General features: G+C 62.5%; 24 protein-coding genes. 22 read left to right on the plus strand and 2 right to left on the minus strand.

From position 1 onward, the window contains the following. The first annotated feature begins 259 nt into the window (after positions 1-259). The 20 genes from rplN to dsbD all read left to right on the plus strand — a co-directional run bounded on the left by rplN (position 260) and on the right by dsbD (position 11,715). Positions 260-628: a 50S ribosomal protein L14 gene (gene rplN, locus KU887_RS01710; RefSeq protein WP_006482918.1), complete on the plus strand. Its 369-nt coding sequence runs from the start codon at positions 260-262 to the stop codon at positions 626-628. Positions 629-637: 9 nt separating this feature from the next. Then, on the plus strand, positions 638-946 hold the full coding sequence (gene rplX / locus KU887_RS01715) for a 50S ribosomal protein L24 (RefSeq protein WP_175222801.1): 309 nt from the start codon (positions 638-640) through the stop codon (positions 944-946). A 16-nt stretch (positions 947-962) separates the two neighbouring features. After that, complete coding sequence (rplE, locus tag KU887_RS01720) at positions 963-1,502, plus strand: 50S ribosomal protein L5 (protein ID WP_006482882.1); 540 nt, start codon at positions 963-965, stop codon at positions 1,500-1,502. A 7-nt stretch (positions 1,503-1,509) separates the two neighbouring features. Beyond that, the gene (rpsN, locus tag KU887_RS01725; RefSeq protein WP_006482884.1) at positions 1,510-1,815 is read left to right on the plus strand and encodes a 30S ribosomal protein S14; all 306 of its coding nucleotides are present in this window, start codon (positions 1,510-1,512) and stop codon (positions 1,813-1,815) included. Positions 1,816-1,829: 14 nt separating this feature from the next. Beyond that, a complete protein-coding gene (rpsH, locus tag KU887_RS01730; RefSeq protein WP_006477185.1) occupies positions 1,830-2,225 on the plus strand; it encodes a 30S ribosomal protein S8 in 396 nt (131 codons plus the stop codon). Positions 2,226-2,243: 18 nt separating this feature from the next. Next, positions 2,244-2,774 (plus strand): 50S ribosomal protein L6, encoded by a 531-nt coding sequence (rplF, locus tag KU887_RS01735; protein WP_006477184.1) that lies wholly within the window; start codon positions 2,244-2,246, stop codon positions 2,772-2,774. Positions 2,775-2,786: 12 nt separating this feature from the next. Beyond that, positions 2,787-3,152 (plus strand): 50S ribosomal protein L18, encoded by a 366-nt coding sequence (gene rplR / locus KU887_RS01740; RefSeq protein WP_006477183.1) that lies wholly within the window; start codon positions 2,787-2,789, stop codon positions 3,150-3,152. A 14-nt stretch (positions 3,153-3,166) separates the two neighbouring features. Continuing rightward, positions 3,167-3,685: a 30S ribosomal protein S5 gene (gene rpsE, locus KU887_RS01745; protein ID WP_006482895.1), complete on the plus strand. Its 519-nt coding sequence runs from the start codon at positions 3,167-3,169 to the stop codon at positions 3,683-3,685. A 15-nt stretch (positions 3,686-3,700) separates the two neighbouring features. Next, positions 3,701-3,883, plus strand: a complete 183-nt coding sequence (gene rpmD / locus KU887_RS01750; protein WP_006400644.1) for a 50S ribosomal protein L30 — start codon at positions 3,701-3,703, stop codon at positions 3,881-3,883. A 26-nt stretch (positions 3,884-3,909) separates the two neighbouring features. Then, positions 3,910-4,344 carry a 50S ribosomal protein L15 gene (gene rplO / locus KU887_RS01755; protein WP_006482880.1) on the plus strand — a complete coding sequence of 145 codons (435 nt, stop codon included), beginning with the start codon at positions 3,910-3,912 and terminating at the stop codon, positions 4,342-4,344. A 42-nt stretch (positions 4,345-4,386) separates the two neighbouring features. Then, complete coding sequence (gene secY, locus KU887_RS01760) at positions 4,387-5,736, plus strand: preprotein translocase subunit SecY (protein WP_006482915.1); 1,350 nt, start codon at positions 4,387-4,389, stop codon at positions 5,734-5,736. Between the two features lie 7 nt (positions 5,737-5,743). Next, positions 5,744-5,962, plus strand: coding sequence for a translation initiation factor IF-1 (infA, locus tag KU887_RS01765; RefSeq protein ID WP_004521905.1), 219 nt, complete (start codon positions 5,744-5,746; stop codon positions 5,960-5,962). A 20-nt stretch (positions 5,963-5,982) separates the two neighbouring features. Further along, positions 5,983-6,099, plus strand: coding sequence for a 50S ribosomal protein L36 (gene rpmJ, locus KU887_RS01770; RefSeq protein ID WP_004199844.1), 117 nt, complete (start codon positions 5,983-5,985; stop codon positions 6,097-6,099). A 38-nt stretch (positions 6,100-6,137) separates the two neighbouring features. Then, positions 6,138-6,503, plus strand: coding sequence for a 30S ribosomal protein S13 (gene rpsM / locus KU887_RS01775; protein WP_006400641.1), 366 nt, complete (start codon positions 6,138-6,140; stop codon positions 6,501-6,503). A 28-nt stretch (positions 6,504-6,531) separates the two neighbouring features. Further along, positions 6,532-6,933: a 30S ribosomal protein S11 gene (gene rpsK, locus KU887_RS01780; RefSeq protein ID WP_004197937.1), complete on the plus strand. Its 402-nt coding sequence runs from the start codon at positions 6,532-6,534 to the stop codon at positions 6,931-6,933. A 154-nt stretch (positions 6,934-7,087) separates the two neighbouring features. Further along, complete coding sequence (rpsD, locus tag KU887_RS01785) at positions 7,088-7,711, plus strand: 30S ribosomal protein S4 (RefSeq protein ID WP_006477177.1); 624 nt, start codon at positions 7,088-7,090, stop codon at positions 7,709-7,711. Between the two features lie 124 nt (positions 7,712-7,835). Further along, a complete protein-coding gene (locus KU887_RS01790; RefSeq protein ID WP_006477176.1) occupies positions 7,836-8,813 on the plus strand; it encodes a DNA-directed RNA polymerase subunit alpha in 978 nt (325 codons plus the stop codon). 138 nt (positions 8,814-8,951) lie between these two features. Further along, a complete protein-coding gene (rplQ, locus tag KU887_RS01795; RefSeq protein ID WP_006477175.1) occupies positions 8,952-9,347 on the plus strand; it encodes a 50S ribosomal protein L17 in 396 nt (131 codons plus the stop codon). 204 nt (positions 9,348-9,551) lie between these two features. Further along, positions 9,552-9,878 (plus strand): divalent-cation tolerance protein CutA, encoded by a 327-nt coding sequence (gene cutA, locus KU887_RS01800; RefSeq protein WP_034201091.1) that lies wholly within the window; start codon positions 9,552-9,554, stop codon positions 9,876-9,878. After that, entirely contained in the window at positions 9,871-11,715 is a 1,845-nt protein-coding gene (dsbD, locus tag KU887_RS01805; RefSeq protein ID WP_258253834.1) for a protein-disulfide reductase DsbD, read from the plus strand. Before cutA ends, dsbD begins: the two co-directional genes overlap by 8 nt. Before the next feature lie 129 nt (positions 11,716-11,844). On the opposite strand, the gene hemB is transcribed toward dsbD, so the two are convergent. Beyond that, entirely contained in the window at positions 11,845-12,843 is a 999-nt protein-coding gene (hemB, locus tag KU887_RS01810; protein WP_006482872.1) for a porphobilinogen synthase, read from the minus strand. A gap of 252 nt (positions 12,844-13,095) precedes the next feature. Next, on the minus strand, positions 13,096-13,755 hold the full coding sequence (gene yihA / locus KU887_RS01815) for a ribosome biogenesis GTP-binding protein YihA/YsxC (RefSeq protein ID WP_006477171.1): 660 nt from the start codon (positions 13,753-13,755) through the stop codon (positions 13,096-13,098). A 214-nt stretch (positions 13,756-13,969) separates the two neighbouring features. Here yihA and KU887_RS01820 point away from each other — a divergent pair, with 214 nt between their 5' ends. Both KU887_RS01820 and KU887_RS01825 read left to right on the plus strand, forming a co-directional pair. After that, positions 13,970-14,623, plus strand: a complete 654-nt coding sequence (locus tag KU887_RS01820) for a cytochrome c (RefSeq protein WP_012492295.1) — start codon at positions 13,970-13,972, stop codon at positions 14,621-14,623. A 200-nt stretch (positions 14,624-14,823) separates the two neighbouring features. Then, on the plus strand, positions 14,824-17,037 hold the full coding sequence (locus tag KU887_RS01825; protein WP_006494455.1) for a cytochrome c biogenesis protein ResB: 2,214 nt from the start codon (positions 14,824-14,826) through the stop codon (positions 17,035-17,037). Position 17,038: the final 1 nt, after the last annotated feature.

Here is a 17,038-nt window from a genome sequence, read left to right on the forward strand (position 1 = left end):
ATCGCAAAGTTTTTGCTTGCGTGACCGGGATTATTTGTTATAATCCCGGTCTTCCCTCTTTATGGGAGCCCCGTCGCGGGCGAAGTTGGTGGGGGAAGCGGACTGGCGCCTGCCTGTCCGAAAGATTCACCGAATTGCGATGGCGGGTTTCGTTTGCCGTCGCTGCTGTTCCAACCCAAGCAGCCGATTGGCTGACGGGACCAAGACTGACCGAATGCATCATGGTGGTGCATCCGGATTAAGTTGGGAAAGACAAACCATGATCCAGACCGAATCTCGGCTCGAAGTAGCCGACAACACGGGTGCACGTGAAGTCCTGTGCATCAAGGTGCTCGGCGGCTCGAAGCGTCGTTATGCCGGCATTGGCGACATCATCAAGGTGAGCGTCAAAGAGGCAACGCCGCGCGGGCGCGTGAAGAAAGGCGAAATTTACAACGCCGTGGTGGTCCGCACCGCCAAGGGCGTGCGCCGTCAAGACGGCTCGCTGATCAAGTTCGACGGCAACGCCGCTGTGCTTTTGAATAACAAGCTCGAGCCGATCGGCACCCGTATCTTCGGGCCGGTGACGCGTGAGCTGCGTAGCGAACGATTCATGAAGATCGTTTCGCTGGCGCCGGAAGTGCTGTAAGGAGTCGCGATGAACAAGATTCGCAAAGGTGACGAAATCATCGTCGTCACTGGCAAGGACAAGGGCAAGCGCGGCGTCGTGCTGGCTGTCGGTGCTGAACATGTGACGGTTGAAGGTATCAACCTCGTCAAGAAGCATGTGAAGCCGAACCCGATGAAGGGTACGACGGGCGGCGTGGAAGCGAAGACGATGCCCCTGCATATTTCGAACGTCGCACTGGTCGACGCGAATGGCAAGGCGTCGCGTGTTGGCATCAAGGTCGAGGAAGGCAAGAAGGTTCGCTTCCTGAAGACGACCGGTGCCGTACTGAGCGCCTGACGCAGCGGAGTAAAAAATGGCTCGTTTTCAAGAGTTTTACAAAGAAAAGGTTGTGCCCGGCCTGATCGAGAAGTTCGGTTACAAGTCGGTCATGGAAGTGCCGCGCATCACCAAGATCACGCTGAACATGGGTCTTGGCGAAGCGATCGCTGACAAGAAGATCATCGAGAACGCCGTTGGCGACCTCACGAAGATCGCCGGCCAGAAGCCGGTCGTCACGAAGGCCCGCAAGGCAATCGCAGGCTTCAAGATCCGCCAGGGTTACCCGATCGGCGCGATGGTGACGCTGCGTGGCCGCGCGATGTACGAATTCCTCGACCGTTTCGTGACGGTTGCCCTGCCCCGCGTGCGTGACTTCCGCGGCGTGTCGGGTCGTGCTTTCGATGGCCGTGGCAACTACAACATCGGTGTGAAAGAGCAGATCATTTTCCCCGAAATCGATTACGACAAGATCGACGCACTGCGTGGGCTGAACATCAGCATCACGACGACTGCGAAGACCGACGACGAAGCAAAGGCTCTGCTCGCCAGCTTCAAGTTCCCGTTCAGAAACTGAGGTTACCGTGGCTAAACTGGCACTGATCGAACGTGAAAAGAAGCGCGCCCGCCTGGTCGCGAAGTTCGCAGCAAAGCGCGAAGCGCTGAAGGCGATCGTCGAAGACCAAAGCAAGTCGGAAGAAGAGCGCTACGAAGCACGCCTGGAGCTGCAGCAACTGCCCCGCAACGCAAACCCGACCCGCCAGCGTAACCGCTGCGCGATCACGGGCCGTCCGCGTGGCACGTTCCGTAAATTCGGCCTCGCGCGTAACAAGATTCGTGAAATCGCATTCCGTGGCGAGATTCCTGGCCTGACCAAGGCGAGCTGGTAATAGGAGAAACGTAAATGAGCATGAGTGATCCTATCGCCGATATGCTGACTCGCATCCGCAACGCGCAGATGGTCGAGAAGGTATCGGTCGCGATGCCCTCGTCGAAGGTCAAGGTTGCAATCGCGCAAGTCCTGAAGGACGAAGGTTATATCGACGATTTCGCCGTGAAGGCGGAAGGTGCGAAGTCCGAACTGAATATCGCGCTGAAGTACTACGCAGGTCGCCCGGTCATCGAACGCCTCGAGCGCGTGTCGAAGCCTGGTCTGCGCGTGTACCGCGGCCGTAACGACATTCCGCAGGTCATGAATGGCCTCGGTGTGGCAATCGTGTCGACGCCGAAGGGCGTGATGACCGACCGCAAGGCGCGCGCTACCGGCGTCGGCGGCGAAGTCATCTGCTACGTCGCTTAAAGCCGAGGAGAGAGAAACATGTCTCGAGTAGGTAAGAGCCCGATCGCGCTGCAAGGCGCGGAAGTCAAGCTGGCCGACGGTGCAATCACCGTCAAGGGCCCGCTGGGCACCATCACGCAAGCGATCAATCCGCTCGTGAACGTGGCGAACAACGACGGCACGCTGAATCTGTCGCCGGTCGACGAAAGCCGCGAAGCAAATGCACTGTCGGGCACGATGCGCGCGATCATCGCGAATGCCGTGCACGGCGTGACCAAGGGTTTCGAGCGCAAGCTGACGCTGGTTGGCGTCGGTTACCGTGCGCAAGCGCAAGGCGACAAGCTGAACCTGTCGCTGGGTTTCTCGCACCCGGTGGTGCACCAGATGCCGGAAGGCGTCAAGGCTGAAACCCCGACGCAAACCGAAATCGTGATCAAGGGGATCAACAAGCAACAAGTCGGTCAAGTGGCTGCGGAAGTCCGCGGTTACCGTCCGCCGGAGCCGTACAAGGGCAAGGGCGTGCGTTATGCCGACGAGGTTGTGATCCTCAAAGAAACGAAGAAGAAGTAAGGGTGCGCAATCATGGATAAGACTCAATCTCGCCTGCGCCGCGCTCGCCAGACGCGTATCAAGATCGCTGAGCTGCAGGTCGCGCGTCTCGCCGTGCATCGCACGAACACGCACATCTACGCTCAAGTGTTCTCGCCCTGCGGCACCAAGGTGCTGGCCAGCGCGTCGACGCTCGAAGCGGAAGTGCGCGCAGAACTGGCCGACAAGTCGGGCAAGGGCGGCAACGTCAATGCCGCGACGCTGATCGGCAAGCGTATTGCCGAAAAGGCAAAGGCTGCCGGCATCGAATCCGTCGCCTTCGACCGCTCGGGCTTCCGCTACCACGGCCGCGTCAAGGCGCTGGCTGAGGCAGCTCGCGAAGCTGGGCTCAAGTTCTAAGGAAGGAATTCGTCATGGCAAAGATGCAAGCGAAAGTTCAGGCTGACGAGCGCGACGACGGCCTTCGCGAAAAGATGATTTCGGTCAATCGCGTGACCAAGGTCGTGAAGGGTGGCCGTATTCTCGGCTTCGCCGCACTGACCGTGGTTGGCGACGGTGATGGCCGCATCGGTATGGGCAAGGGCAAGGCGAAGGAAGTGCCGGTCGCTGTCCAGAAGGCAATGGAACAAGCTCGCCGCAACATGTTCAAGGTGCCGCTCAAGAACGGCACGCTGCAACACGAAGTGCACGGCAAGCACGGCGCATCCGCTGTCCTCCTCGCTCCGGCGAAGGCAGGTACGGGCGTGATCGCCGGCGGCCCGATGCGCGCAGTGTTCGACGTGATGGGCGTTCAGAACGTCGTGGCGAAGAGCCACGGTTCGACGAACCCGTACAACCTCGTTCGCGCCACGCTGGACGGCCTGCGCAAGCAGTCGACCCCGGCAGACATCGCGGCGAAGCGCGGCAAGTCCGTCGAAGAAATTTTGGGCTAAGCCCGGGTGGTCACCATGTCTGAAAAAACTGTCAAGGTTCAGCTCGTCAAGAGCCTGATCGGGACCCGCGAATCGCACCGCGCGACCGTGCGTGGCCTGGGCCTGCGCCGACTCAACTCGGTTAGCGAGCTGCAGGACACGCCGGCGGTCCGCGGCATGATCAACAAGGTCTCGTACCTCGTTAAGGTCATCGCGTAAGCGGCCCTACGGATCAAGGAGTTGATATGGAATTGAATAACCTGAAGCCGGCAGCTGGCGCCAAGCACGCCAAGCGTCGCGTCGGTCGTGGCATCGGTTCGGGCCTCGGCAAGACGGCTGGCCGTGGTCACAAGGGTCAGAAATCGCGTTCGGGCGGCTTCCACAAAGTCGGTTTCGAAGGCGGTCAGATGCCGCTGCAACGTCGTCTGCCGAAGCGCGGCTTCACGTCGCTGACGAAGGAATTCGTCGGTGAAGTGCGCCTGGGCGACCTCGAGAAGCTGCCGGTCGACGAGATCGATCTGCTCGCACTGAAGCAAGCCGGCCTGGTCGGCGAGCTGACGAAGAGCGCAAAGATCATCGCGACGGGCGAACTGAAGCGCAAGATCGTCGTGAAGGGTCTCGGTGCCACCAAGGGTGCGCGCGCTGCGATCGAAGCGGCTGGCGGTTCGTTCGCCGAGTGACACGCGTAGCGCGTCGTCACTTGCATTCATCGGAGAAGGTACTTGGCTAACAGCCCGAGTCTTGCAAAACCCGGTCGAAGCACGGCGAAATTCGGCGATCTGCGCCGGCGAGCGATGTTCCTGCTCCTGGCGCTGATCGTCTATCGCATCGGCGCGCACATTCCCGTGCCGGGCATCGATCCGGATCAACTGGCTAAGCTGTTCCAGAGCCAGGCGGGCGGCATCCTGGGCATGTTCAACATGTTCTCGGGTGGCGCGCTTTCCCGCTTCACGATCTTTGCGCTGGGGATCATGCCGTACATCTCGGCGTCGATCATCATGCAGTTGCTGGCGATCGTTTCGCCGCAGCTCGAGGCGCTGAAGAAGGAAGGGCAGGCAGGGCAACGGAAGATCACGCAGTACACGCGGTATTTCACCGTGGTGCTCGCGACCTTCCAGGCATTCGGTATCGCGGCTGCGCTGGAAAACCAGCCGGGCCTCGTCACCGATCCCGGCATGCTGTTCCGTCTGACGACGGTCGTGACGCTGGTAACGGGCACGATGTTCCTGATGTGGCTCGGTGAGCAGATTACCGAGCGTGGTCTGGGCAACGGTATCTCGATCATCATCTTCGGCGGGATCGCAGCAGGGTTCCCGAATGCCGTGGGTGGGTTGTTCGAGCTGGTGCGTACGGGTTCGATGAGCATCATTTCGGCGATCATCATCGTCGTTCTGATCGCCGCGGTGACTTACCTGGTCGTGTTCATCGAACGCGGTCAGCGCAAGATCCTCGTGAACTACGCAAAGCGTCAGGTCGGCAACAAGATCTACGGTGGGCAGTCGTCGCATCTGCCGCTGAAGCTGAACATGTCGGGCGTGATTCCGCCGATCTTTGCATCGTCGATCATTCTGTTCCCGGCAACGATTCTCGGCTGGTTCAGTACCGGTCAGCCGACAGGAAGCTGGATTTCCAATACGTTGCATAACGTTGCGGAAGCGCTGAAGCCGGGCCAGCCGGTCTATGTGCTGCTGTACACGCTGGCAATCGTGTTTTTCTGCTTCTTCTACACCGCACTGGTGTTCAACAGCAGGGAGACCGCAGACAACCTGAAGAAGAGCGGCGCGTTTGTTCCGGGCATCCGTCCGGGCGATCAGACCGCACGATATATCGACCGCATCCTCACGCGTCTGACGCTGGCCGGTGCGATCTACATCGTCTTCGTGTGTCTGCTGCCGGAATTCCTGGTGCTGCGCTGGAACGTGCCGTTTTATTTTGGTGGAACGTCGCTGCTGATCATTGTCGTCGTCACGATGGACTTTATGGCGCAGGTGCAGTCGTACGTTATGTCGCAACAGTATGAGTCACTGCTCAAGAAGGCTAACTTCAAGGGCGGCAACATCCCGATGCGTTGAAAGGACTATGGCCAAAGACGATGTAATCCAGATGCAGGGTGAGGTGATTGAAAACCTCCCGAATGCGACCTTCCGCGTGAAGCTGGAAAACGGCCATGTCGTGTTGGGGCATATTTCCGGGAAGATGCGGATGCACTACATCCGCATCCTGCCGGGCGACAAGGTGACGGTTGAATTGACGCCTTACGATCTGTCTCGTGCGCGGATCGTGTTCCGGGCGAAGTGATTTGAAAAAAGGGTATTATCATGAAAGTGATGGCATCGGTTAAGCGCATTTGCCGCAATTGCAAGATCATCAAGCGCAAAGGCGTCGTTCGCGTGATCTGCAGCTCGGATCCGCGCCACAAGCAGCGCCAAGGCTGACCGCGCGTTTGTTTGCGCTTTTTGTTTGAGGAAAAACAATGGCTCGTATCGCAGGGGTTAACATCCCGAATCACCAGCATACCGAGATCGGCCTGACGGCTATCTTCGGTATCGGCCGCACCCGTTCGCGCAGCATCTGCGTGGCAGCTGGCGTCGATTTTTCGAAGAAGGTCAAGGATCTGACCGACGCAGACCTGGAAAAGCTGCGTGAAGAAGTAGGCAAGTTTGTCGTCGAAGGCGATCTGCGCCGTGAAGTGACGATGAACATCAAGCGCCTGATGGACCTCGGTTGCTACCGCGGCGTCCGTCATCGCAAGGGCCTGCCGATGCGCGGTCAGCGTACGCGTACGAACGCACGTACCCGCAAGGGTCCGCGTCGTGCAGCGCAAGCGCTGAAGAAGTAAGCGGAACTGACAGTTACAGGAAAACGTAATGGCTAAGGCTTCGAACACCGCGGCGCAACGCGTTCGCAAGAAGGTTAAGAAGAACGTCGCTGAAGGCGTGGTTCACGTTCACGCGTCGTTCAACAACACGATCATCACGATCACCGATCGCCAAGGCAACGCTCTGGCATGGGCGACGTCGGGCGGTCAGGGCTTCAAGGGCTCGCGCAAATCGACGCCGTTCGCTGCTCAGGTCGCAGCCGAGTCGGCTGGCCGCGTCGCGATGGAATACGGCGTGAAGAATCTGGAAGTGCGGATCAAGGGCCCGGGCCCGGGTCGCGAGTCGGCAGTGCGCGCACTGCACGGCCTCGGCATCAAGATCACCGCGATTTCGGATGTCACCCCGATTCCGCACAACGGCTGCCGCCCGCCGAAGCGTCGTCGTATCTAAGGATGTGCTGGCACGTTCGTGCTAGCGCATTGCCTGTCGCCGCTCAGCGTCGACGGGCGTTGCTTTTTTGATTGACTAAGCCCACCGTTCGCCCCAAAGGGAGCGGACTAGCGCGGATTTCGATCCGCGTGACTGATTGATAAAGGAATGCAAAGTGGCACGTTATATCGGCCCCAAAGCCAAGCTGTCCCGCCGTGAAGGCACCGACCTGTTCCTGAAGAGCGCACGCCGCTCGCTCGCCGACAAGTGCAAGCTCGACAGCAAGCCGGGTCAGCACGGCCGTACCTCGGGCGCACGTACGTCCGACTACGGTACGCAGCTGCGCGAAAAGCAGAAGGTCAAGCGTATCTACGGCGTGCTGGAGCGTCAGTTCCGTCGTTACTTCGCCGAAGCCGATCGCCGCAAGGGCAACACGGGTGAAAACCTGCTGCAACTGCTCGAGTCGCGCCTCGACAACGTCGTGTATCGCATGGGCTTCGGCTCGACCCGCGCTGAAGCGCGTCAGCTGGTGAGCCACAAGTCGATCACCGTGAACGGCGTCGTCGCGAACGTCCCGTCGCAGCAAGTGAAGGCGGGTGACGTCGTCGCGATCCGCGAAAAGGCGAAGAAGCAGGCGCGTATCGTCGAAGCGCTGTCGCTGGCCGAGCAAGGCGGCATGCCGAGCTGGGTTGCAGTCGATGCGAAGAAGTTCGAAGGCACGTTCAAGCAAATGCCGGAACGCGCTGAAATCGCAGGCGACATCAACGAAAGCCTGATCGTCGAATTGTATTCGCGTTAATCCGATTGACGGCCGAGGTACCCCGATTGCGTTGCGCAAGGAGGGGCCTCGGCTGTTTATTTTCTGGTTGTTACCGGTCAGCCTTATCGGTGTAACGAGCCGAGGGTATTGAAAAGGAAAGCCCATGCAAACCAGTTTGCTGAAACCCAAGATCATCGCCGTGGAATCGCTGGGCGAGAACCACGCGAGGGTGGTCATGGAACCGTTCGAACGCGGTTACGGCCACACCTTGGGCAATGCGCTTCGCCGCGTGCTGCTATCGTCGATGGTAGGCTACGCGCCGACCGAAGTCACGATCGCAGGCGTGGTGCACGAGTACTCGACGCTGGATGGCGTGCAGGAAGACGTCGTCAACCTGCTGCTGAACCTGAAGGGCGTGGTGTTCAAGCTGCATAACCGTGACGAAGTGACGGTTACGCTGCGCAAGGAAGGCGAAGGCGTCGTGACGGCCGGCGATATCGAGCTGGCTCACGATTGCGAAGTCATCAACCCGAATCACGTGATTGCGCACCTGTCGAAGGGTGGCAAGCTCGACGTTCAGATCAAGATCGAAAAGGGTCGCGGCTACGTGCCCGGCAACGTCCGTCGCTACGGCGAAGACACGGCCAAGATCATCGGCCGCATCGTCCTCGACGCCTCGTTCTCGCCGGTTCGCCGCGTGAGCTACGCGGTTGAAAGCGCACGTGTCGAGCAGCGTACCGACCTCGACAAGCTCGTGATGAACATCGAGACGAGCGGCGTGATCACGCCGGAAGAAGCGATCCGCCAGTCGGCCCGCATCCTGGTCGACCAGCTGTCCGTGTTCGCGGCGCTGGAAGGCACGGAAACGGCAGCCGAAGCGCCGTCGCGTGCACCGCAGATCGATCCGATCCTGCTGCGTCCGGTGGACGATCTCGAGTTGACGGTTCGTTCGGCGAACTGCCTGAAGGCCGAGAACATCTACTACATCGGCGATCTGATCCAGCGCACGGAAAACGAGCTGCTGAAGACGCCGAACCTCGGTCGCAAGTCGCTCAACGAGATCAAGGAAGTGCTCGCTTCGCGCGGTCTCACGCTGGGCATGAAGCTCGAGAACTGGCCGCCGGCTGGTCTCGACAAGTAAGTCCGGTTGTTGCTGTAGTTGGCAAAGATGCGGATTTTCCTTTAAAATCCGCATCTTGCTTTTTTTCGTTACCGGCCCGTGCACCCTCCGAGGTGCGATAGAAGAGCTGGATCAAAACTTTGAATCAAGGAAACTGAAATGCGCCATCGTCATGGTCTGCGGAAACTGAACCGCACGAGCAGCCACCGTCTGGCTATGCTCCGTAACATGTCCAACTCGCTGATCGAGCACGAAGTCATCAAGACGACGCTGCCGAAGGCGAAGGAACTCCGTAAAGTCGTCGAGCCGCTGATCACGCTCGGCAAGAAGCCGTCGCTGGCAAACCGTCGCCTGGCGTTCAACCGCCTGCGCGATCGTGACTCGGTGGCGAAGCTGTTCGACGTGCTCGGTCCGCGTTTCGCGAACCGTCCGGGCGGCTACCTGCGCGTGCTGAAGTTCGGCTTCCGCGTGGGCGACAACGCACCGATGGCACTGGTCGAACTGCTCGACCGTCCGGAAGTCGACGAAACGGAAAACGTGCAAGAAGCAGAGTAAGCTTCCGGTACGCAGCAGGATCTGAAAGGGGCCGAGCGAATGCTTGGCCCTTTTTGTTTTTGGGATGTCGGCTGCGATCGATTGTCGCAGGCCGACGCCGGCAGCGTCGCGCGGGCTGCGCTACGATACGGGGCAACCGGTGCGGCCCCTGAACGGGGGTGACCGGCGCCGGCAGGAGCCGGCAGACCAGCGAGGAGGGCGCGGATGATAGTGGTGCTGATGCTGACGACGGTGCCCGATGCGGCGACGGCTGCGGCGCTTGCCGACGGCGCGCTCGACGCGCGGCTGGCCGCATGCGTATCGGAGCTCGGCACGATCAAGTCGCGCTATCACTGGCAGGGCAAGGTCGAAACGGCCGAAGAGATCCAGTTGCTGTTCAAGACGAGCCCCATGCGGGCGCTCGAACTGGAGCGATTTATTGTCGCGCATCATCCTTACGAGACGCCTGAAATCGTCTCGTGGCAAACGACGGCATCGGCCGCGTATGGCCAGTGGGTGACCAACGAAACTCAACGTCTATTTCATGTTTAACGGTATGGCGCTTTCGGTGCGCGTGCGCGCGCTGCGGTTTCTTGCGGTCCTGTTGTCGTTCGTGTTCGTGCTGGGCGGTCTGTCCGTCGCGCGCGCGGCCGACGATTTCCTCGATCCGTCGGTCGCGTTCAAGTTCAGCGCGAGCGAATCGCCGGGACAGGTGGACGTCCGCTTCAAGATCGCCAACGGCTATTACATGTATCGCGAGCGGTTCGCGTTCGCGGTGAAGAGTGGCCAGGCGACGCTCGGCGAGCCGCAGTTCCCGGCCGGCCACGTGAAGTTCGACCAGACGTTCCAGAAGGACGTCGAGACCTATCGCGACGAAGTCGTCGTTCACGTGCCGGTGAAGCAGGCGGCCGGGCCGTTCGAGCTCGCGGTGACGTCGCAAGGCTGCGCGGACGAAGGGATCTGCTATCCGCCGGCCGAGCACGTGATGAAGGTCGATGGCGCCGCGCTCGGCGCCGCATCGTCGTCCGGCGACACGGCTGCCGCGGGTAGCTGGTTCGACAAGGTCACGAGCGCCGATTTCGCGCAGTCGCTGCTCGAAGGCCACGGCTTCTTCACGATCGTCGCGCTCTACTTCGTCGCGGGCGTCGTGCTGAGCCTGCTGCCGTGTTCGTATCCGATGATTCCGATCGTGTCCGCGATCATCATCGGCCAGGGCACGCGCGCGACGCATGCGCGTGGCTTTGCGTTGTCGTTGACCTACGTGGTCGGCATGGCGCTGGTCTACACGGTGCTCGGCATCGCCGCCGCGCTGGTTGGCCAGAGCCTCGGCGCGTGGCTGCAGAATCCGTGGGTGCTTGGCGCGTTCGGCGTGCTGCTGACCGCGTTTGCAGTGTCGCTGATCTCGGGCAAGGACATCGCGTTGCCGGAGCGCTGGCAGAACGGCGCGGCCGAGGCATCGAGCGCGCGCCAGGGCGGCCACTTCGTCGCGGTCGCGGCGATGGGCGCGTTGTCGGCGCTGGTCGTCGGCGCGTGCATGACGGCGCCGCTGTTCGCGGTGCTCGCGTTCATCGCGCATACCGGCAACGCGTTGCTCGGCGGCGCGGCGCTGTTCGCGATGGGGCTCGGCCTCGGCGTGCCGCTGCTGGTGGTCGGCGTCGGGGCCGGGACGGTGCTGCCGCGCGCCGGCGCGTGGATGGACGGCGTGAAGGTGTTCTTCGGCATCGTGCTGCTCGCGGCCGCGCTGTGGATCGTGTGGCCGGTGCTGGCCGGCGGGCTGAAGATGGTGCTCGCGGCGTTGTGGCTGCTGATCGCGGCGGCGGCGCTCGGCCTGTTCACGCCGAACGCCGGCGCCGCGTCGATCTGGCGTCGCCTGGGCCGCGGCGTGGGCGCCGCGCTCGCGATCTGGGCCGCGACGCTGCTCGTGGGCCTGGCTGCGGGCTCGACCGATCCCGTCAAGCCGCTGGCCGTGCTGGCGGCGCGTACGGTGGCGTCCGGCGGTGCGGCGACGGCCAGTGCGGCGGCTGCGGACGGCTCCGCGTTCGCGCCGGTGCGCTCCAGCGGCGAGCTCGACGCGTTGCTGAAGACGTCGGGCCGGCCCGTGATGCTCGACTTCTATGCCGACTGGTGCGTGAGCTGCAAGGAGATGGAGCATCTGACGTTCACCGACGCGCGCGTGCAGGCGCGGCTCGCGCGGCTTCACCTCGTGCGCGCGGACGTCACCGCGAACAACCCGGACGATCAGGCGCTGCTCAAGCGCTTCAACCTGTTCGGGCCGCCGGGCATCATCTTTTTCGATCGCAACGGCAACGAGATCGGCCGGGTGGTCGGCTATCAGGCGGCCGACACGTTCCTGCGCAGCCTCGATCGGGCGGCCGTGCCGACGGTATGACGATGGCTTGCCGGGGCGAACCGGCGAATCGCAGATTCGGGCCGGCTGACAGCTTCGATCGGCGATAAACAAAAAACGGCGGGACACCGAAGTGTCCCGCCGTTTTTGCTGATGCGCGCCGGTGCGCGATCAGCGCTGCGCTTTCAGCAGACGCGCGGCATCGAGCGCGAAGTACGTGAGCACGCCGTCGGCGCCCGCGCGCTTGAACGCGAGCAGCGATTCGAGCACGACCTTGTCGTGGTCGAGCCAGCCGTTCATCGCGGCGGCCTTCAGCATCGCGTATTCACCGCTCACCTGGTACACGTAGGTCGGGAAGCGGAACTCGTCCTTCACGCGGCGCACGATGTCGAGATACGGCATGCCGGGCTTGACCATCACCATGTCGGCGCCTTCGTCGATGTCGAGGCGTACTTCGCGCAGCGCTTCGTCGCTGTTCGCCGGATCCATCTGGTAGGTCATCTTGTTGCCCTTGCCCAGATTGGATGCCGAACCGACCGCGTCGCGGAACGGGCCGTAGAACGCCGATGCGAACTTCGCCGAATAGGCCATGATCCGCGTATGGATATGGCCGTCGCTTTCCAGCATCTCGCGGATCGCGCCGATGCGGCCGTCCATCATGTCCGACGGCGCGACGATGTCGACGCCGGCTTCCGCCTGCGCGCGCGCCTGTTCGATCAGGATCTCGATCGTGTCGTCGTTGATCACGTAGCCGTTCTCGTCGAGCACGCCGTCCTGGCCGTGGCTCGTGTACGGATCGAGCGCGACGTCGGTCAGCACGCCGAGCTCGGGGAAGCGCTTCTTCAGCTCGCGCACGGCGCGCGGAATCAAGCCTTCGGGATTGGCCGCCTCGCGGCCGTCGGGCGTCTTCAGCGACGGCTCGATGGCCGGGAACAGCGACAGCACGGGCACGCCGAGTTCGACGCACTGCTCGGCGACCTGCATCAGCAGGTCGACCGACACGCGCTCGACGCCGGGCATCGACGGGATGGGCTGGCGTTGCTGGGTGCCTTCGACGACGAACACCGGGTAGATCAGGTCGTCGGTGGTCAGGCGGTTTTCGCGCATCAGGCGGCGGGAGAAGTCGTCGCGGCGCATCCGGCGCGGACGATGAAGCGGATGGAAGCTCATGGCGATTTGGCAGAAATCAGGGCAAGAAGACCTTACGGAACCCTTAGGTCATTTTCGAGATCGTTGGTATATGATAGCGATCGAGCGGCACGCGTTGCGTGCAGCTCCCCGCTTCTCCTCCCTGAGCGGGTGCCTGTCGTTTTTCGATTAGGCTGTTTGACCCGCCGTTCAACGGCGGGTTTTTTTATGAGCCGGCCGAATCCGCAGGTGCCGTCAGGTGCGCACAGCCGATCCCAGCCGCGCGTTGCCCGCTCATTGTGCTACAGGCTCGCTTTTTTCGTCGGCGACGGACGGCCGCAGCCAGCTCTCGATCAGTTCATGGGCCTCGTCGAGCCCCGTACGCTTCAGCGCCGAGAACAGCTGGACCGTCAGCTTGCCCTTCACGCCCTGGTCGCGATACGCGTCGAGCCCCTTCTGCGTGTTGCGCAGCGCATTGATGCTTTCCTGGCGCGTCAATTTGTCGCACTTCGTCAGCAGCGTGTGGATCGGCTTGCCGGTCGGCGCGAACCACTCGATCATGCGTCGATCGAGATCGGTCAGCGGACGGCGCGAATCCATCATCAGGATCAGGCCGCAAAGCTGCGAGCGCGTCGCGAGGTAGGACGACAGCAGCATTTCCCAGTGCGCCTTCGCGGCACCGGGCACTTCCGCGTAGCCGTAGCCGGGCAGGTCGACGAGGTTCGCGACGGGCTCGGCGGCGGGGCCGACGGAGAAGTAGTTGATATGCTGCGTGCGGCCGGGCGTCTTGGACGCAAAGGCCAGCCGCTTCTGGTTGCACAGCACGTTGATCGCCGTCGACTTGCCGGCATTCGAGCGGCCCGCGAACGCGATTTCCGGCTGGACCGTCGGCGGCAGGTCGCGCAGATGGTTGACGGTCGTGTAGAAGCGGGCTTGATGGAGCAGAAAGGCCATGGGAACCGGAAGGACGGGCGGCGCGAGCCGCTTGGTGGAGGCGGGGTAGCCCCGATAGGCGCGGGAGCTTTCAGCACGATATTGTACAATACGGCGGTTTTACCGAAGGCCAACGGGCGCCTGCCTCGCGCTTTTATGTGGCTTCTGCGGTAGACTGAACGCCGTCGTTTTTTGCAGAACCTCAAATTCCCACAAGACGAAACAGGGTGTGCGAATGAATCGACTGTGCAAGTCTCTGATGGTGCTTCAGGTTGCAGCAGGGTTCGTAGGTTTCGTAGCGGAGGCAAACGCGGCAGATGCGGCGAAGCCGGATCTGGACCGCGGCAAGGCGATTGCCGGGCAGGTCTGCGCGTCGTGTCACGGCGCCGACGGCAATAGTGCGTCGGGCAGTTTCCCGAAGCTTGCCGGCCAGCATCCCGAATATCTGGTCAAGCAGTTGAACGACTTCAAGACGCAGCCGGGCGCGAAGGGGCCGGTGCGTAACAACGCGGTGATGGTCGGATTCGCGAGCGCGTTGAGCGCGGACGACATGCGCAACGTCGCCGCGTACTACGGGTCGCAGACGACGAAGCTCGGTACCGCACGCAATGCGGCGACCGTGCCGGTCGGCCAGAAGATCTATCGCGGCGGCATCGCGGAGAAGGGCGTACCAGCCTGCGCGAGCTGCCACGGGCCGACGGGGCAGGGGATCCCGGTCCAGTACCCGCGTCTGTCGGGGCAATGGGCCGATTACACGGTCGCGCAGTTGACCGCGTTCCAGCAGGGTGCCGGCGCGCGCAACAACAACGAGGCGATGCATCAGATCGCGTCGCGGCTGTCGGATACCGAGATCAAGGCCGTCGCCGATTACATCGCGGGTCTGCGTTGAGCGGTCAACCGCGCATGGAATGACCGGCCGCCCGAAGGGCGGCCGGAGTCAGAACAAGAAAAGGGTGGGGCGCCGCTGTTCGCGGTCGCCTTGCCCTTTTTTGTTGGCACTCGCCGGGCCGTCCCGAGCGTGCCGATCGCCCGTTGGGGCGCAGCGAACATAGTGAGTGTGGGGGCTGTTTCCCCTGAGTCGGAGTTTGAATGAGCGTTACCACGTCGGGGTTGCAGTCGAAGTCGAGTCAGGGTGCGTCGAAACGCGCGGTCGAGCTGCTCAGCTCGATGCGCTTCGCGATCGCGCTGCTGGTGGTGCTGTCGATCGCGAGCATCATCGGCACGGTCCTGACCCAGGACGATCCGTATCCGAACTACGTGAACCAGTTCGGGCCGTTCTGGGCGGACATCTTCCGCTCGCTGGGCCTGTACAACGTGTACAGCGCGTGGTGGTTCATGCTGATCCTGATCTTCCTCGTCGTGTCGATCTCGCTGTGCGTGATCCGCAATGCGCCGAAGATGCTCGCCGATGCGAAGAGCTGGAAGGACAAGGTCCGCGAAGGCAGCCTGCGCGCGTTCCACCACAAGGCCGAGTACACGGCGTCGGGCACGCGCGCGACGGTCGCGGCGACGCTCGCCACGTTCGTCACGAAGGCCGGCTACAAGCACGTCGTGCGTGAAACCGACGGCGCGACGCTGATCTCCGCGAAGCGCGGCGCGATGACCAAGTGGGGCTACATTTCCGCCCACCTCGCGATCGTCGTGATCTGTATCGGCGGCCTGCTCGACAGCAACCTGCCGATCAAATTCCAGATGTGGATGTTCGGCAAGAGCCCGGTCAACACGAGCGCGACGATCAGCGAGATTTCGCCCGACCATCGCCTGTCCGCGTCGAACCCGACGTTCCGCGGCTATGCGTGGGTGCCGGAGGGCCAGTTCGTGTCGACCGCGATCCTGAACCAGCCGAGCGGCTCGTTGATCCAGGATCTGCCGTTCTCGATCCAGCTCGACAAGTTCATCGTCGATTACTACACGACGGGCATGCCGAAGCTGTTCGCGAGCGACATCGTCGTGATCGATCGCGAGACCGGCCGGAAGATCCCGGCGCGGGTCGAGGTCAACAAGCCGTTCACGTACAAGGGCGTGTCGATCTACCAGTCGAGCTTCCAGGACGGCGGCTCGCAAATGCAGATGACGGCCTACCCGATGACGGGCAGCCATGCGGCGACCGTTCCCGTGAAGGGCACGATCGGCAGCTCGGCGCCGCTGCAGGTCCCGGGCGCCGACGGCGACACGATCGAATTCTCCGATTTCCGCGCGATCAACGTCGAAAACATGGCCGACGCGAACGGCAAGCCGGACGTGCGCGGTGTCGCGACGACCAGCTCGCTGAAGGAAGTATTCGACGAGCGGCTCGGCTCGGGTGCGAAGACGTCGAAGCCGACGCAGCTCCACAACATCGGCCCGTCGGTGCAGTACAAGATTCGCGGCAAGGACGGCCAGGCGCGCGAATTCAACAACTACATGCTGCCCGTCGACATGAACGGCGAACGCGTGTTCCTCGCCGGCGTGCGCGCGAGCCCGAACGATCCGTTCCGTTACATGCGGATCCCGGCCGACAGCCAGGATTCGATCGGCGAATGGATGCGCCTGCGCGCCGCGCTCGAGGATCCGGCCGTGCGCACCGAAGCCGCCGCGCGCTTCGCGCAGCGCTCGCTGCCGGGCGACGCGTCGCTGCGCGGCCGCCTGCAGGACAGCGCGTCGAAGGTGCTGACCCTGTTTGCGGCGAGCGACGACAGCGTCGGCCGCGGCGCGGATGGCCAGCCGGTCGGCGGCTTTCAGGCGGTGGCGACCTTCATCGACCGCTCGGTGCCGAAGGGCGAGCAGGAGAAGGCCGCGAGCCTGCTGCTGCGGATGCTCGAGGGCTCGATGTGGGAGGTCTGGCAGATCGCGCGCGAGCGTGCCGGCGAGCCGGCCGCGCAGCAGGGCACCGACACGATCCGCTTCGTGCAGAACGCGATCAACGCACTATCCGACAGCTTCTTGTATGGATCGCCGGTCTATTTGCAGCTTGATTCCTTCAAGCAGGTGCAAGCTTCGGTATTTCAGCTGACGCGCGCACCCGGCAAGAATCTGGTGTATCTTGGCAGCCTGCTGCTGGTCGCCGGCATCTTCTCGATGTTCTACGTGCGCGAGCGGCGACTCTGGTTCTGGCTGAAGGACGCCGGTTCGGGCGTCGATGTGGTGATGGCAATGTCCACGGCCCGCAAGACCTTCGATTTCGAGAAAGAATTCGTGCAGACGCGCGACGCGGCCGGCGCCGCCTTGCGCGCCGCACCTCGCGATGCCGCGCCCGCCGGTGCGGCTTCGACGGCCCGCCCGCCTGTCGGCGGCGGTTCCGATTCCGAGAATTCCACCCGGTAAC

Source organism: Burkholderia sp. EMB26 (assembly GCF_024730645.1).
Classification (GTDB): domain Bacteria; phylum Pseudomonadota; class Gammaproteobacteria; order Burkholderiales; family Burkholderiaceae; genus Burkholderia; species Burkholderia cenocepacia.